This window comes from Ruegeria sp. C12 (assembly GCF_056537745.1).
This window is the reverse complement of record NZ_JBQFSA010000005.1, coordinates 248,153-264,078: the sequence shown is the minus strand read 5'-3', so window position 1 is coordinate 264,078 and position 15,926 is coordinate 248,153. Positions and strand designations below refer to the sequence as shown.

15 protein-coding genes are annotated in these 15,926 nt (G+C 63.8%); 1 reads left to right on the top strand and 14 read right to left on the bottom strand.

From position 1 onward, the window contains the following. Window positions 1–139 precede the first annotated feature (139 nt). The 9 genes from ACR0C9_RS12375 to cbiE form a co-directional block, all read right to left on the bottom strand. A complete protein-coding gene (locus ACR0C9_RS12375; protein WP_480781117.1) occupies window positions 140–1,324 on the bottom strand; it encodes a CaiB/BaiF CoA transferase family protein in 1,185 nt (394 codons plus the stop codon). Then, window positions 1,311–2,930, bottom strand: a complete 1,620-nt coding sequence (locus ACR0C9_RS12370; protein WP_480781116.1) for a thiamine pyrophosphate-binding protein — start codon at window positions 2,928–2,930, stop codon at window positions 1,311–1,313. Before ACR0C9_RS12370 ends, ACR0C9_RS12375 begins: the two co-directional genes overlap by 14 nt. A 79-nt stretch (window positions 2,931–3,009) precedes the next feature. Continuing rightward, the gene (locus ACR0C9_RS12365) at window positions 3,010–3,468 is read right to left on the bottom strand and encodes a DUF302 domain-containing protein (RefSeq protein ID WP_480580515.1); all 459 of its coding nucleotides are present in this window, start codon (window positions 3,466–3,468) and stop codon (window positions 3,010–3,012) included. An 82-nt stretch (window positions 3,469–3,550) separates the two neighbouring features. After that, window positions 3,551–4,294, bottom strand: a complete 744-nt coding sequence (gene cobF / locus ACR0C9_RS12360) for a precorrin-6A synthase (deacetylating) (protein WP_480781115.1) — start codon at window positions 4,292–4,294, stop codon at window positions 3,551–3,553. Further along, window positions 4,287–5,015, bottom strand: a complete 729-nt coding sequence (cobA, locus tag ACR0C9_RS12355) for a uroporphyrinogen-III C-methyltransferase (RefSeq protein ID WP_480580519.1) — start codon at window positions 5,013–5,015, stop codon at window positions 4,287–4,289. The genes cobF and cobA overlap by 8 nt, the downstream gene beginning before the upstream one ends. Beyond that, window positions 5,012–6,328: a cobyrinic acid a,c-diamide synthase CobB gene (locus ACR0C9_RS12350; protein WP_480781114.1), complete on the bottom strand. Its 1,317-nt coding sequence runs from the start codon at window positions 6,326–6,328 to the stop codon at window positions 5,012–5,014. The genes cobA and ACR0C9_RS12350 overlap by 4 nt, the downstream gene beginning before the upstream one ends. Beyond that, on the bottom strand, window positions 6,321–7,115 hold the full coding sequence (gene cobM, locus ACR0C9_RS12345; RefSeq protein ID WP_480781113.1) for a precorrin-4 C(11)-methyltransferase: 795 nt from the start codon (window positions 7,113–7,115) through the stop codon (window positions 6,321–6,323). The genes ACR0C9_RS12350 and cobM overlap by 8 nt, the downstream gene beginning before the upstream one ends. Then, complete coding sequence (locus ACR0C9_RS12340; RefSeq protein WP_170452982.1) at window positions 7,112–7,480, bottom strand: cobalamin biosynthesis protein; 369 nt, start codon at window positions 7,478–7,480, stop codon at window positions 7,112–7,114. Before ACR0C9_RS12340 ends, cobM begins: the two co-directional genes overlap by 4 nt. After that, window positions 7,477–8,676 (bottom strand): precorrin-6y C5,15-methyltransferase (decarboxylating) subunit CbiE, encoded by a 1,200-nt coding sequence (cbiE, locus tag ACR0C9_RS12335; protein ID WP_480781112.1) that lies wholly within the window; start codon window positions 8,674–8,676, stop codon window positions 7,477–7,479. The genes ACR0C9_RS12340 and cbiE overlap by 4 nt, the downstream gene beginning before the upstream one ends. Here cbiE and ACR0C9_RS12330 point away from each other — a divergent pair. Next, window positions 8,675–9,406, top strand: coding sequence for a cobalt-precorrin-6A reductase (locus ACR0C9_RS12330; protein WP_480781111.1), 732 nt, complete (start codon window positions 8,675–8,677; stop codon window positions 9,404–9,406). The two genes, cbiE and ACR0C9_RS12330, sit on opposite strands and share 2 nt — an antisense overlap. Here the strand turns inward: ACR0C9_RS12330 and cobJ are convergent. From cobJ to cobN, 5 genes are read right to left on the bottom strand one after another with little or no spacing between them, the layout of a single operon-like run. Next, window positions 9,397–10,161, bottom strand: coding sequence for a precorrin-3B C(17)-methyltransferase (gene cobJ / locus ACR0C9_RS12325; protein WP_170524766.1), 765 nt, complete (start codon window positions 10,159–10,161; stop codon window positions 9,397–9,399). The two genes, ACR0C9_RS12330 and cobJ, sit on opposite strands and share 10 nt — an antisense overlap. Beyond that, a complete protein-coding gene (locus ACR0C9_RS12320; protein WP_170524763.1) occupies window positions 10,158–10,886 on the bottom strand; it encodes a precorrin-2 C(20)-methyltransferase in 729 nt (242 codons plus the stop codon). The genes cobJ and ACR0C9_RS12320 overlap by 4 nt, the downstream gene beginning before the upstream one ends. Then, the gene (locus ACR0C9_RS12315; RefSeq protein WP_170449426.1) at window positions 10,883–11,512 is read right to left on the bottom strand and encodes a precorrin-8X methylmutase; all 630 of its coding nucleotides are present in this window, start codon (window positions 11,510–11,512) and stop codon (window positions 10,883–10,885) included. Before ACR0C9_RS12315 ends, ACR0C9_RS12320 begins: the two co-directional genes overlap by 4 nt. Further along, a complete protein-coding gene (locus tag ACR0C9_RS12310) occupies window positions 11,512–12,633 on the bottom strand; it encodes a cobalamin biosynthesis protein CobG (RefSeq protein ID WP_480781110.1) in 1,122 nt (373 codons plus the stop codon). Before ACR0C9_RS12310 ends, ACR0C9_RS12315 begins: the two co-directional genes overlap by 1 nt. After that, window positions 12,630–15,923 (bottom strand): cobaltochelatase subunit CobN, encoded by a 3,294-nt coding sequence (gene cobN / locus ACR0C9_RS12305; protein ID WP_480781109.1) that lies wholly within the window; start codon window positions 15,921–15,923, stop codon window positions 12,630–12,632. The genes ACR0C9_RS12310 and cobN overlap by 4 nt, the downstream gene beginning before the upstream one ends. Between the last annotated feature and the right edge of the window lie 3 nt (window positions 15,924–15,926).

The window sequence follows — 15,926 nt, the reverse complement described above, 5'->3', positions numbered from 1 at the left end:
TTTATCAGAGTGTGCGGGCGCGTCGTAACAGTATCGACCCTGCTCTCGAATTGGTGAAAAGCCGTGTGTGTAAAAATTGAAAAAAACCGCCGATTCAAGGGCATGTTTCAGCAACTTGCCGCCGAAATGGGCAAGTGTTTCAGTCTTCGAAGGGGTTTTCAGCGCCTAAAACTGCATCAGTATCCGCACCAAACACCGGCGGGGCATGCCGATATGTTACAGGCGTGCGTGACAGGTTCAGGGGATTCCCGATCAGTTTCACCTCGGCAGGATCGGCCTGCATGGCGATCTGCATGCCGCGGGCTGCCACCTGATCCGAGGCAAAAACCTTATCCAGCGTCCGCACCGGGCCAACCGGCACCTTGCGGGTTTCAAGCTCGGAAATCACCGTGGCTGTTGCCTGGGATTTCATTGCCGGACGCAGCACCGCGTTCAGGTCATCGCGATGTTCAAGCCGCGCGGGGTTGGTTGCAAAACGCGGATCGTCGGCCAGTTCGGGATGCCCGATGAAATCGCAGAACCGGCGGAACTGGCTGTCATTGCCAACTGCCAGAATCACGTGGCCATCGGAGGTTTCATAAACCTCGTAGGGCACGATATTGGGATGCCCGTTACCGCGCCGCTGGGGCACATCGCCCGAGGTCAGATAGTTCACGCCTTCATTGATCAACCAGGCCACCTGCGAATCCACCAGCGCCAGATCGATCTGCTGACCTTCGCCGGTTAGGTCGCGGTGACGCAGCGCCGCCAGAATGCCGACCGTCGCGTACATGCCGCACATCACATCGGCGATGCCCACGCCCACTTTCATCGGCGCGCCGTCGGTATCGCCGGTCAGCGACATGATCCCGCCATAGCCTTGCGCCATCAGGTCATAACCGGGCTTGCTGGAATTGGGGCCGGTCTGCCCGTATCCGGAGATCGAGCAATAGACGAGCCCCGGAAGATCCTGAGACAAGCTGTTGTAATCCAGCCCGTATTTCGCCAGCCCGCCGGGTTTGAAATTCTCGATCAGAATATCGGCATGTGAGGCAAGGCGTTTGATTTCAGCCTGTCCCTCGGGCGTTGCGATGTCGATGGCGACGGATTTCTTGTTGCGGTTGGCCGACATGAAATAGGCGCTCAGGTCCGAGCGGTTGCCGTCTGCATCCTCGACGTAAGGAGGGCCCCATTGCCGCGTATCGTCGCCGCCGGTTGCGGGGTTTTCGATCTTGATGACGGTTGCACCCAGATCGCCCAGCAATTGCGTGCAGGTCGGTCCGGCCAGAATGCGCGACAGGTCAAGAACCTTTACGCCCTTCAGCGGTCCTTCAGATGCGGCCATCATACCCTCCACGATCAATCTCGGCGGCGATCACGGTAAAGCGGTCGGCCTTCATCGCCTCGTTCAATGCTGCGCGCAGTTCTGCGCGGTTGCGCACGGTATGTCCATAGCCGCCAAAGGCGCGGCCCATCGCGGCAAAGTCGTGGCGGTCGAAATCAACGCCCCGGTTGCCCATCTGGCGCTGGCGTTGCTTCAATTCGATCAGCGCCAGCGAGGCGTCGACGAACACGAGAAAGATCGGATTTCCGCCCATTTCGGCAGCGGTCGACAGCTCTCCGGCGATCATCAAGAACCCTGCATCGCCCGAAAAGCTGATCACCGGGCGGTCGGGTTCGGCCAACCTCAGGCCCATCGCCATCGGAAGGGCGCAACCCATTGTGCACAAAGCAGAAGATTGGATCAGCCCGCGCGGCTCTTGGCACTCCCACATCTGGCTCAGCAGGATGCGGTGTGCGCCGCTATCGGCCGAGGCCAGCGTGTTGCCGGGCAGCACGGCGCGGGTTTCGGCGATCACACCCGCAGGCCCCCAATCGTCGTCCTGCGGGAAGGCTTGCGCCAGCGCGGCCTTGACCTGAGCGGGTTCTCCACCGGGCCACGTGGCGCGGGCCGGGTTGCCTTTGGCAATCGCCTCCAGCGTCTGGCCGGTATCGGCCACCAGATTCAGGCCGGCCTGATGCATGTAGTGATCGTTCACCACGGCCGAGATGTCGATGACGCGCTTTTCGTCCGGATCCCAGATCTCGCGCCAGCCGGGGCGCATTTCGATGGGGTCATAGCCAAGGCACAGAACCAGATCGGATTGTTCGATCAGCGGCACCAGATGTTTGTCGGCCAGAGGCGACAGCCCCGCGCCGCCCAGACACAAAGGGTGATCCTCGGGGATCACGCCCTTTGCCTTGTAGGTGGTGACAAAAGGAATGCTGAAATGTTCCAGAAACGCCTGAACCACACTGCGCGAGTCGTCATACAGCACATCCAGCCCGATGATCGCGACGGGGCGTTCGGCCTCGGCCACCCAGCGGCGGGCCTTGGACAGGCAATCGCCTTCCGGCGCTACGGCTGCCACCTTGGCCAGACGGCGGCGTTTGGGCGAAGACACGCGCGCATCCGCAACCGAGATCGGCACGTCGATATGAACCGGGCCGGGGCGGGGCTGATTGGCCAGAGACACTGCCTTATCCGCAATGATACCCGCGCCTTCGGCGGTCATCACATAGGTGGCCTTGGTGATCGAGCGGTAGACCTGTGAATGGTCCATCACCTGATGGGTATAGGTCAGCGCCTCGTCTGCATCCACACAGCCGGTCAGAACAATCATCGGCACCCGGTCCTGAAACGCGTTGGCGACCACGTTGATCCCGTTCATCGCACCCGGCCCGATGGTCGCAACCAGAATGGCGGGCGCACCGTCGCGGTGATGCACGGCCTCGGCCATGAAGCCTGCGGCGTTTTCGTGTTTGGTCAGATGAAAGGTGATGCCAGCCTTTTCCAGCGCATCAACCAGCGTCAGAACCTCGCCGCCCGGCATGCCAAACGCGTGGCGGCAACCCGCCTCGTACAGCCGTTGGGCCAGAAGGTCCGCAGCGCGGGGGGACAGGTCCTGCATCAGTCATGCTCCGAATTAGCCAATGGGAAGCAAATGTCTGACATCCCTAACAGAGGCAAGCCGGATCACGCCAGTGTGACTATTTGACTGCGGAATCCGCGATGGATTGAAACTTTGCGTCCAATTCTTCGGCAATCGCAGACAGCGCCGCGCCGCCTTCGTCAGCGTAAGGCTGGAAGACAAAGCTGGGCGTTTTGTAGGACAATGTCGCCGTGCCATCGTCATTTTCGGTGACGTAAAATCGGATCGGCGCTTCGATCATCGCGGCGGTCGAGCTTTCCAGAACGCGCACGGCAAAATCGTTGTTGAAAACGCCGATTACACGGTTGCCGGGGATGGTAATCCCACGCGCCGCGGCGGCCTTGGTCGGACCGGCCTGAGTGACCACGATTAGCCCATTGGCCTTCACTGCCGCTTTCGTGTCAGCGACCAACGCCTCATAGGATTTTTTGCTGTCAAACACGGCCCATCCGGGCAAAGGCTCATCCGCAAGGGCGGGCAGAGCCAGCAAACACGCAAACGCAACGACAGGTTTCATCGCAGGCCCTCCGTCAACTTGGCTGCCTGCTTGATGCCAGAATTCGCGTGTCGGCGCACTCACATTCTTGTGCTGTTACTTGTTAGTCAGCGCGTCGCTTCAACAGATAGATATCCATGATCCATCCATGTGCGGCCCGATGTCTGGTGCGATTGGCCAGAATTTCTTCGGCCACGTCGGCCAGCGGTCCGTGGATCAGAATCTCTTCCTTCATTCCGACATAGGCGCCCCACCAGATGTCATACTCGGCCATGTCCAGTGACTGGAACGAACACTCTCCATCCAGCATGACGGCCACATTCGACGCGCTCGGGGGCCAGCCCTCGTCCCGCAAACGCCGCCCGGTTGTGACGACATAGGGCGCGCCGATCTCGTTGATCGGAATGGCATGGGCCGCCGTCAGCGCTTGCAACGCGGTGATGCCCGGGATCACCCGCTTGTTCGGCTGCGGATCCAGCCGGGTCGCGATGCGCAAGGAACTGTCATAAAGCGACGGATCGCCCCAGATCAGCAGCGCGACTTTGCTGGCCGTTGGATGGGCCGAGATCGCCTCCTGCCAGCGCAGCGCAATGGCGTCGTGCCACTCATCCACGCCTTGCAGATAACCGTCCTCGGACCGCCGTTTGGGAATGTCGAAATAGGCGATCTGCGGCGAGCTGTCCGTGACCGTGGCAATGATCTCTTCGCGCAGCCCGGCCAGATCGGCCTTGTTCTCACCCTTGCGCGGGATCAGGATCAGATCGGCCTCGCGGATTGCCTGAACGCCTTGCCGGGTCACATGATCGGGGTTGCCGGTACCGATCCCGATCAGGGTCAGGTCATACATCATCCAACTCCGCCAATGGACCATAAAGGATCAGGGCAGGGGCCGTGCCGATTTCGGATTTCAGCGTGTCTGCAAGCGCGCCGATGGTGGATCGATGCAGCGTCTGATCGGGGGTCGACACGGATTCAGCCATCAGCGCCGGCGTGTCCAACGGCAGGCCATGTGCATGCAGCGCCTCGACCAGCAGGGGAAAGGTGCGCTTGCCCATGAACACAACCGTCGTGGCCATTCCGTCGGCCAAAGCGGGCAGGTTCAGATCGTCCGGTAACTGCCCGCTGACGTCGTGGCCGGTGACAAATTGCACCCGCCGTGCCGTCAGGCGACGTGTCAGCGGGATACCAGCAGCGGCGGCTGCTGCGACAGCCGAGGGGATGCCCGGAATGACCTCGTACTCGATCCCGGCCTCGCGCAACGCCACCAGTTCCTCCTCCAGCCGCCCGAACAGCCCGCCATCGCCGGATTTCAACCGCACCACGCGTTGACCGGTCTGCGCATATTCGACCAGCAGGCGGCTCACGTGATCCTGCTTGGGCGAGGGGCGTCCGGCGCGTTTGCCGACGCCGACCAGATCCGCATCCTCGCGCGCATGCGTCAGGATCGGCCCACTGCTCAGGTCATCGAACAGCACCGCGTCGGCCTTTTGCATCCGGTCCACGGCCTTGAGCGTCAACAGCTCCGGGTCGCCGGGGCCTGAGCCTACGAAAGAGACAAAACCGCTCATGCCGAGGCCTCGGCAATCAGGTGAAAGAACGTGCCGGTGACGTTGCCGCGCACTGATCCAGTTTGGGGACCTTCGGTTCCCTCGGCATCAAACACCCGCGCCAAGGGGGCATCGGGCTGTTCGACAATCGAGGAATAGTGGAACTCATGCCCCCGCAGGGCGGTGCCCGCCGCAAGTCCCGGCATCGGGGCCAGAAGTTCAGCCCGGCGATAGCCCAGATTGAATTTGCGCTTTTCGTAGGATGTGACCAACCCAAGCAGCCCGGCCATCTTATGCCGCGTGCCGTCCTTGTCGATCAACCCTTCGCCCAAAGCCATGTACCCGCCGCATTCGCCGTGAACCGGTTTGGTTTTCGCGTGACGACGCAGTCCGGTCAGGAAGGTATCAGCAGCAGCAAGCGTTCCTGCGTGCAATTCGGGGTATCCACCCGGCAACCAGACCAGATCGGCATCCGCCGCCGGGGCCTCATCCGCCAAAGGCGAGAAGGGCAACACCTCGGCCCCAGCCCTGCGCCAGCCTTCCAGCAAATGTGGGTAGGTAAAGGAAAATGCCGCATCCCGCGCCAATGCAATTCGCTGGGCCGGGGGGCGCGGCAGCGCGGCTGACGATGGCCCAGCCGGGCCTGAGGAGGCCGCCCGCTTGATCGCTTCCAGATCTACATGCTCACGCAGGAAGGCCGCATATCCGGCGATGGCGCTTTCCAGATCGGGGTGCTCAACGGCCTGGATCAGGCCCAGATGCCGCTCGGGCAGGGTCAGATCACCGCGTCTTGGTAGCACGCCCAGAACCGGCAGGCCTGCGCGCTCCATGCCCAGGCGGGTCAGACGCTCGTGGCGTGGGCTGGCACAGCGGTTCAGGATCACGCCGGCAAAGGGCAGATCGGGGTTGTACATCTTGAACCCCAGCGCCGTCGCCGCCGCCGATTGCGCCTGTCCGCCCACATCCAGCACCAGCACCACCGGCCAGCCCATCCGCTGCGCTGTCTCGGCGCTGGAGCCATGCCCCAGTTCTCCGGGCTTCGCGACGCCATCAAACAACCCCATCGAGCCTTCGGCGACCACAATATCCGCCCCGTCCGCCTGCGCAGAGATCGCGTTCAACAGCGGATCGCCCATCGCCCAACTGTCGAGGTTGAACGAGGCCCGTCCTGCCGCCGCCCGGTGAAAGGCCGGGTCGATATAGTCGGGGCCACTTTTGAACGGTTGCACGGTCAGGCCGTCCTCGGTCAGTGCACGCAGCAGACCCAGCATTACGGTGGTCTTCCCGGTTCCCGAAGACGGGGCCGAGATCAGAATGCCCGGAGGATTAGTCATCACCGTGGCTCCAGCTTGACCACGGGCTGTCCGCGCTTTGCGGGCGATACCGGCGGTCATAGGACTTGGAATACAGGCAGCTTTCGTCGAACCCTTCGCCCGCCAGCGCTGGTCCGACCATTATCAGTGCAGTGCGCGAGATGCCCTCATCCAGTGCATCTTTCAACGTTTCCAAGGTCGCGCGGATGATCTGCTCATCCGGCCAACTGGCGCGATAGACAACGGCCACCGGGCAATCCGCGCCGTAGGCCGGGGTCAGGTCAGCGATAACCTTGTCCAGATTGCCAATCGAAAGGTGAATGGCCAGCGTGGCCCCGGTGCGGGCGAAGTTCTCCAACGTCTCACCTTCGGGCATGGAAGATGCACGTCCCGGCGTGCGGGTCAGCACCACCGATTGCGCGAGTCCGGGCAAGGTCAGTTCAGTGCCCAGAGCCGCCGCCGCCGCGGCAAAAGACGGCACACCGGGCGTGACGCTGACCGGAATGCCCATCTCTTTCAAACGACGGATCTGTTCCCCCATTGCCGACCAGACCGACAGATCGCCTGAATGCAGCCGGGCCACGTCTTGCCCCGCTTTATGGGCCGCTTCAATCTCGGCCATGATCTGGTCCAGATCCATCGGCGCGGTGTTCACGATCTTCGCGCCTTCGGGGCAATGGCTCAGGATCTCCTCCGGCACCAGTGAGCCCGCATAAAGGCACACCGGGCAAGAGGCGATGATATCGCGCCCGCGCAGGGTCAGCAGGTCGGCGGCACCCGGCCCGGCACCAATGAAATGAACGGTCATGTCTGTCCTCCGATGGCAATGGCACACGTGGCCAGCCGGTCGTCTGAGATGTGTCTGGGTGTAAGCAGCCGCGCGCCGAACCCGGCGGCAGCCAAAGCGGATGCTTCGGCCACGCTGCCGGTGCCATAGCTGGCGCCGCTGCGGGCTGAGCATGTCAGGGTGCGCTGTCCGGCCAGGTCAGCGGGTGCAACAAGGTGCAAGGGCAGGTCGACGATTGCCGCAAAGGCGTCCAACGCGGCATGGCCGTCCTTGTCCGCGACCGTCGCCAGCGCATCCACGGCATGGCCCGAGGACGCCTGATCATAGGCCGCCTTCAGGCTGTCCACCGTGGCGGAGCTGGAAAAACCAAGACCGGCGACGATCATAGGGTCACGCTCCACTGCACCACCGGATAGGCGGATTTCCATCCGCGGCGGGGGCCCAGAGCGCCCGCCTGCGCCAATTCAATCCGCAGCAAGTCGCCGCCAAGGGCCTCGTGCCATTGGGCGAGCAAAGCCTCGCTTTCCAGCGTCACGGCATTGGCGACCAGCCGCGTGCCCGGTTTCAGGTTGTCGCGCAGCCAGACCAGCAAAGCCTCGGACAGCCCGCCGCCAATAAAAACCACATCAGGCATGGCCAAGCCCGGCAGAGCATCGGGCGCGGTGCCATGAACGACCTCCAGCCGATCCTGCCCCAACGTGTCCGCGTTGCGCCTAATTCGGTCTGCACGCTCGGCCAGCGGCTCGATCGAGGTTGCGGTCAGGGTCGGGTCGCACATCAGCCACTCGATGCTGATCGAACCGGTACCGCCACCGATGTCCCACAGATGCTCGCCCCGTTGCGGTGCCATCGCGGACAGGGTCAGCGCCCGGATGGGCCGCTTGGTGATCTGACCATCCGTTTCAAAGATGTCGTCCGGTTTTCCGCTTGCTTTGGGGAAAGCCAGTCCGGGGCCGGTGACCTCAAGCCCAACACAGACCGGGTGATCGAACGTGCCCAGCAAGGCTTCGGTCAGTGTCACGGTCTGCGTGTTTTCGCGTGGCCCGCCCAGGGCTTGCATCACATGCAGCGCGCTGTCGGCGAAACCGGTCTCGGTCAGATAGGTGGCCAATTCAGCCACCGCCTTGCCATCGCGCAGCAGCAAAATGGCACGCAACCCCGCCGCCAGATGCGGTCTCAGCCGGGTCAGCGGCGCGGCGTGCAGCCCAAAGGTCAGCGTACTTTCCAGCGGCCAACCCAACCGGGCAGCGGCCAGCGAAAAGGTGGATTGACCGGGCAGGGCAGTCCATTCACCCGCGTCAAAGGTTCTGGCAATGACCGATCCCGCACCGAACCAGAACGGATCGCCCGAGGCCAGCACAACCGTTGGCCGCCCGCGCAGACCCGTCAGTATCGGGATGCCATCGGCAAACGGCACGGGCCATTCGATCCGTTCAGCCTGTGTTTCGGGGATCAGCGACAGATGACGGGGCGGGCCCATGACGACCTCGACCCGATCCAGCACTTGACGACTTGCGGGCGGCAGGCCATCCAGTCCATCTTCGCCCAGCCCCAGAATGGTCAGCCACGGAGCCTTAATCATGCCCAACCTCCTGCTTCTTGGCGGCACGACCGAAGCCAATGCACTGGCCCGCAGCCTTGCCGAAAGGGGGGTGCGCGCAATCTACTCTTACGCCGGGCGTGTGGACAATCCTCGCCCGCAACCTTTGCCGGTGCGCGTCGGTGGGTTCGGAGGGGCCGACGGACTGCACAGCTATATCTGCGACAACGCGATCACGCATGTCGTGGACGCAACGCATCCCTTTGCCGCGCAGATGAGCCGGAATGCCATCGCCGCCTGCGAAGCCGCAGGTGTTCCGCTGGTTTCGTTGACCCGACCGGCCTGGGTTCCGCAGCACGAAGACCGCTGGCAGCATGTTCCGGACATTCCGGCGGCTGTTGCTGCGCTTGAAGGCCCCGCTCGGCGCGTCTTTCTGGCTGTGGGCCGGATGCACCTGCAGGATTTCGCTGCCCAACCCCACCATGACTATTTGCTGCGGCTGGTTGACGAACCTGACAATGTGCCGCTGCCTAACGCCGATATTGTTGTCTCGCGCGGGCCGTTTACGGTTGAGGGCGACCTTGCGCTGATGAAACACCACGCCACCGAACTGGTGATTTCGAAAAACGCAGGCGGCACCGGCGCGCGCGCCAAGCTGGACGCCGCGCGGGCGCTGGGCGTGCCAGTCCTGATGATCGACCGGCCCAGCCTGCCGCCCCGGCAGGAACTGTCCTCGGTCGCGCAAGTTCTGGACTGGCTGGCTCATCCCTGACCCTCGGCCAGAGTGAACCTTGGCGTATAGACAATCGACGCGCCGTCGCGTTCGATCACGCGCGTCAGAGAGGATCCGACAATCACAACCGTCTGCATGTCGGCCATATCCGGTGTCGCCTCGGCCAGCGTTGAGATTCGGATCGCTTCATCCGCCCGAGACACGGCCCGTGCGAACAGGATCAACCGTTCTGGCTCACATTCTTCCCGCAGGATTTCCAGCGTTTTTACAAAACCTTCCGGGCGGGACTTTGAGCGCGGATTATAGAACGCCATGGCGAAATCGCCCTGTGCCGCAAGGCGCAGGCGCTTTTCGATCAGGGACCATGGCTTGAGGTTGTCGCTCAGGTTAATGGCGCAAAAGTCATGGCCCAAGGGCGCACCGGCACGGGCCGAGGCGGCCAGCATCGCGGTGATGCCGGGCAGTACGTCCACCGGAATGTCACGCCATTCACGCGGCCCGTTTTCCATAGCCTCGAACACTGCTGCCGCCATGGCAAACACGCCCGGATCACCCGACGAAACCACGACCACGCGCTTCCCCTCAGCCGCCATTTGCAGCGCGTGCTGGGACCGGTCGATTTCGACCCGGTTGTCGCTGGCATGCAGGGTCAAGCCCTCACGGTCGCCAACACGGGCAACATAGGGAATGTAGCCGACAACATCAGTGGCCTCGGCCAGCGCTGCGGATACTTCGGGCGTCACCAGTTGTTCATCACCGGGGCCCAGCCCGGCGATCTTGACCCATCCGCTCATGGTCTGCGTCCTTGGCCATGCACGATGATAATCGAGAAATAAGGGGCAATGCCGTCCCCGTCCTCGGACAGTTTCCGCACCCGTTGATTGGGCATCTGCGCAAACTCGACGATCCAGGCCCGGTCAAAAAGACCCGCAGTCTTCAGCGCCCGTTTGACCTTGTCGATATTGCGCCCGATCTTCATCACAACCAACGCATCGGTTTGCGCCATACGTCGCGCCAGATCATCCTCGGGCAGGGTTCCGACCAGCACGGTCAGCACATCATCGCCCCATGTGATCGGGTCGCCCGTTGCCGTCCACGCGCCGGACATGCCAGTAATTGCAGGCACCACATCTACATCAGCTTCATCGCGTAAGCGGCTGTAAAGATGCATGAATGACCCGTAGAAGAACGGATCACCCTCACACAGAACAACAACGTCCTCGCCTTTGTCGGCCAGCGTTTTCAGATGTCGTGCGCAGTCTTCGTAGAAAGCGGCGAGCAATTCGTTGTAGCGCGGGTCTGTCACGGGAATTTCCGTGGTGACGGGGTATTCCATCGGGAATTCCACCGCGTCTCCGGGGATCATGCCGTTGACGATCTTGCGCGCCTGACCGCTGCGGCCCGGCTTGCGGAAAAACGCCACGTGGCGGGCATTGCGCAGCAGCCGGTCGGCCCGGACGCTCATCAGATCCGGGTCGCCAGGGCCGAGGCCCACGCCATAGATTTTACCCGCGCTCATTCGGCGCGGCTCGCGATGGCGTTGATAGCGGCCACAGTGATCGCGCTGCCGCCCAGACGGCCCTTTACTATGCAGGACGGCACCGGCTGCGCCTCCCACAGCGCGTCCTTGGATTCCATTGCGCCGACAAAACCCACCGGGCAGCCGATGATGGCGGCGGGGCGCGGGCAGTCGGGGTCTTCCAGCATGTTCAGCAGGTGGAACAGCGCCGTGGGCGCGTTGCCGATGGCGACCAGAGAACCCTCCAGATGCGGCCGCCACAGTTCCAGCGCGGCGGCGGAGCGTGTGTTGCTCATCTCAGCCGCCAGCGGGCGCACGCGGTCGTCATGCAGGGTGCAGATCACCTCATTGTCGGCGGGCAGGCGAAAGCGGGTCACACCTTCGCTGACCATCCGCGCGTCGCACAGGATCGGCGCGCCATTTTCCAGCGCGGTGCGGGCGGCGGTCACGAAACCGGGTGAGAAATGCACGAACTCTTCCAGTCCGACCATGCCTGCGGCGTGGATCATGCGGACGGCGACCTGCTCCTCGTCGGCGTCGAACCGGGCCAGATCGGCCTCGGACCGGATGGTGGCAAAGCTCTCCTTGTAGATCGCTGCGCCGTCGGTTTCGTATTCATAGGGCATCAGGTCAGGTCCATGGTCAAAAGTGTTTCGGGGCTGAGCCCGCGCTGACAGGGCTCATCCCCTGCGCGGCCCCGTTTGACAAGATCAAATCGTCCGTTGTTGCCGACCAAAGTGACGTCGGCGGGGCCCATGCGGGCACATCCCTTGGCGCAGCCCGAGACATGCAGGCTGCCGGGAACGCGCGCGGCCAGGGCGCGGGCGATGTCGCGGGTTTCCACTTGCGCCTGCGGGCAGAATGGCGCGCCGGGGCAGGCGTCGGTGCTCATCAGCGGGTCGGTGCCATCGGTGACGAAGTCCGGGGCAGGTATCGCCGCCCCGCCTTCCAGCAGGATCAGCCGCCACGGGGTGACACGCAGGGCGGTTGCGCCGCTGTCGTCAATCAGATCATAAAGCTTGCGGGCAGGCAGCGACCCAAAAGCGGCACCATACAACGCACCAAGTTCACAAGGGCCGGGGCGCAGTTTTTTACCGACCGGGCCGGGTGCATGTCCCTGCCATTCCTGCGGCAAAGCGTCGGTGACCCGTGCCATGCGGCGCGTCTCGGGCGTATATGTTCCTGCAAACCACCGTGCCAAAGCGATGACATGGGCAATGGCGTCGGCCTCGGCCACAGGCCGCCCGGTCTCGCAGCCGTCGGCGCGCAGGATCAGATCGTCAACGCCGGTTTCCAGACGAATATCCGCTGAATCCGCGCTCAGCAGGCGCGCGGGCCCGGTGTCGATGGCAAAGCCGAACTTTGCGGGCAGGGCAGGCAGTTCCGCCAGCCGGTCAATCAGTTCCTGCGTCAGGCGCGCGGTCAAATCGCCCGCCTGGTACAGCGGCGTGACCAGAATGTTGCGCCGCACCTCGATGCCCGGTTCCGCATCCAGCAGGTCCAGTGCCGCCAGTTCCTTGAGCAGTGGCTGGTGGTCATAGTCCTCGACCCCCCGCAGTTGCAGATTGGCGCGGTTGGTCAGGTCGATCGAGCCATTTCCAAACCGATCTGCAAGGTCGCACAGACCCAGCGCCTGATCGACCGTCAGACGCGCCAGCCGAGGCCGTACCCGCACCACCAGACCGTCGCCCGACATCATCGGGCGGTGCGCGCCCGGGCACCAACCTTGAACAACGGGGGCGCTCATCCCAGCCCCTCCAAATCCGCGCGGATCGAGTTCCGGCGGGTGTTCCAAAGCCCCGCCTCCAAAAGGGCGCGGAACCGGTCCTGCATGGCCTGATGCGCCTGCGGGTTGGCCTCGGCCAGAAAGGCATCGACCTGCGGATCGCCCAGCGTCGCGTCGTGATACAGATCGAACAGATGCGGCGCGACCGTGCCCGACAGATGCGCGAAGGACGCCATGTGATCCAATGTTGCCGCGATCTCGGCAGCGCCCCGGAACCCGTGCCGCTGCATTCCGGCGATCCAAGCAGGGTTGGCGGCGCGGGCATGGACAACGCGGCTGATCTCTTCGGGCAGGGTGCGCGCGCGGGGATTGTCCGGGTTGGTGTTGTCCAGATGGTACAGCTGCGCCTCGCCGCCGGTCACCTTTTTGGCCGCTGCAAACCCGGCCTCGTGCGTGGCGTAATCGTTGGCCAGCAGCAGGTCGGTCTCGGTCAGGTCCTGCAGGTGGACAAAGCTGTCGGCATTGGCGACGCGCTGCGTGATCCCATCGACGTCCTGCGCGATATGCTCGCCTTCCAGCGCATAGGAACTGGCCTGCAACCATGCTTCACCCGCCTGCGTGCGGGCCTCATCCGTATAAATTTCAGACAGTTGCGTCATGTTCACGCCATAGCTGCCCGGCGCGGGGCCGAACACGCGCGCAGCCGGGGCCTGCCCGGCATAGGGGTTCCAGTCCGGTGCCTCATCCCGTTCGGACAAGACCCGCACCGCTTGACCGTAAAGCGCAGAGAGCGTCGGGAACACGTCGCGGAAAAGTCCCGAGACGCGCAGGGTGACATCCAGACGCGGGCGGCTGAGGTCGGTGATCGGCAGAACTTCGATGCCTGAGACGCGCTCGGACCCCTTGTCCCAGACCGGCTTGACGCCCAGCAGGTGCAGCGCCATGGCGAATTCTTCCCCGGCGGTGCGCATGGTGGCCGAGCCCCAGAGGTCGACGATCAGCCCCTTGGGATAATCGCCCTCTTCCTGCAAATGCCTCCGCACCAGTTCCTCGGCCAGTTTGACCCCTTGGGTATAGGCGGCACGCGTGGGCACGGACCGTGGATCGGTGGTGTAGAGGTTGCGCCCGGTGGGCAGCACATCCGACCGACCCCGATAGGGGGAACCCGAAGGGCCAGCCTCGATCCGTTTGCCCGCCAATGCGTCCAGCAAAGCGGTGCGTTCGGCATGGGCCGAGGGCGCGGGGTCGAAATTGCCGGTCACGTCGGGCACCCGGCCAAAGACATGCAGCCCGTCGCCGAACTGGCTTTCCTTGATGTCACAGACAAAGCGGTCGATGCGGGTAATCGCCTCGGCGGTACAGGTGGCCTGATCGAGGTCCAGGTCGCTTTCCAGCCCGATGGCCTGCGCCTCATCCCGGATATCCTCTTGCAGGCGGTCGCGGCGCTTGGGGTCCAGCCCATCGGCGTTTGAAAACTCGTCCAGCAGAGATTCCAGCCGCACCATCCGATCCGGCGTACCGCTTTCCTTGAGCGCGGGCGGGATATGGCCCAGCGTGACGGCCCCGATCCGGCGTTTGGCCTGCGCGGCCTCGCCGGGGTCGTTGACAATGAACGGGTAGATGACCGGCAGATCGCGGATCAGCGCCTCGGGCCAGCAATCGGCGGACAGGGCGACGGATTTGCCGGGCAGCCATTCCAGCGTGCCATGCGCGCCGATATGGATCAGCGCATCCGCACCCAGCCCTTGGCGCAGCCACAGGTAAAACGCCACATAGCCGTGGCGCGGAGTGCGCGAGAGGTCGTGGTAATCGTCATCGCGCAGCTCGGGCGAGCCGCGTTCCGGTTGCAGTGCGATCAGGGCCTTGCCGCGTCGCAGGGCGGTGAAATGGAAGGCTCCATCGGCGCAGGCCGGGTCATCTTCGGGCTTGCCCCAGACGGATTGCAGATCACTGCGCAGGGTTTCGGGCAATTCGGCCAATGCGGTCAGGTAGTCCTGCAGCGGCCATGAAATCCGGGCATCCGGCAGCGCATCGGCAATCGGCTCGGCAGGGGTGGTGTCATAGCCTGCGCCTTGCAGATCGGACAGCATCGCCTCGGCCGAGGTCAGCGCGTCGAGGCCTACCGCATGGGCCATCTGCCAGTCCTTGCCGGGATAGCTGGACAGCACCAGCGCAGGCGTCTGATCGGCTTTGGGTTTGTCGTGCAGGTTAAGCCAGCCTGACACGCGGTCGATGATCGCTTCGATCCGCTCGGGCTCGGCCCGGTGGGCGAAACGGGAATATTCCAGATGCGGGTCGCGCTTGCCCGGTTCCTTGAACGAGGCGATGCCCGCTGAAATCCGCCCGTCCACTTCGGGCAGTACCACATGCATGGCGAGGTCGGCGGGGGATAGCCCGCGTTCCGCCTCGGCCCATGCCTTGCGGCGCGAGGTGGCCAGCGCGACCTGAAATACCGGCACGTTGGCGGCGTCCAGAGGCGAGGTGCCCGACGCGCCTTTGCCCGAGAATGAGGTGGCGTTGATGATGGCCGACGGGGCCAGCGCCACGACCTGCTCACGCAGCCAATCGGCTGCTGCGGGCGCTTTCAGAGACGGAGCGAACAGGCCCACCGCCTCAAAACCCCGCGCGCGGAGGCTGCGGATCAGAGCCGCGACAGGAGCGGTGTCGGCTGAGGTCAGATAGGCCCGGTAGAAGGTCACAAGGATGCGTTTTGCATCGCCCGTGAAGGCGGCATCCACCGGGATCACGCCGCGATCCGGGCACCACGCGCCGCATTCGGGCAACGTCTTGGCCCCCATCACCGGCCCGGCATAAAGCCCCGCCGCCAGCGCCATTTGCGCCAGGGCGGCCTGCGCCGCGACCTCTCCGCCGGTGTCGCACAGATGCGCCAATCGCCGCAGGGTCGAGATGGGCAGAGTGGAATAGTCATCCAGCCGCGTATCCTCGCGCCCGTCCGCAGGCAGGACCGCCAGCGCGATGCCCTTGGCCTGCGCCAGTGCCAGAACCTGTTGCAACCCGTAGGACCAGTAGGGCACACCGCCGATCAGGCGGATCAGTATACCCTTTGCGCCCTCCAGCGTCTGTTCCACATAGGTATCGACCGACAGAGGGTGCTTGAGCGCCGTGAGGTTCGCCAGCCGCATCGTCGGCATCCGCCCCTCGGGGCCGCCACCGCGATGCCAGCCCGCCGCAAAGGCGCCGAGGTCACTGTCCGAGAACGACAGCACCACCAGATCCGCCGGGCTCTGGCCCAGATCGGTCGGGGTCTCGGTTTCCTCTAACCCGTGGCTTTCGCGGAAGACGACGTGCATGGT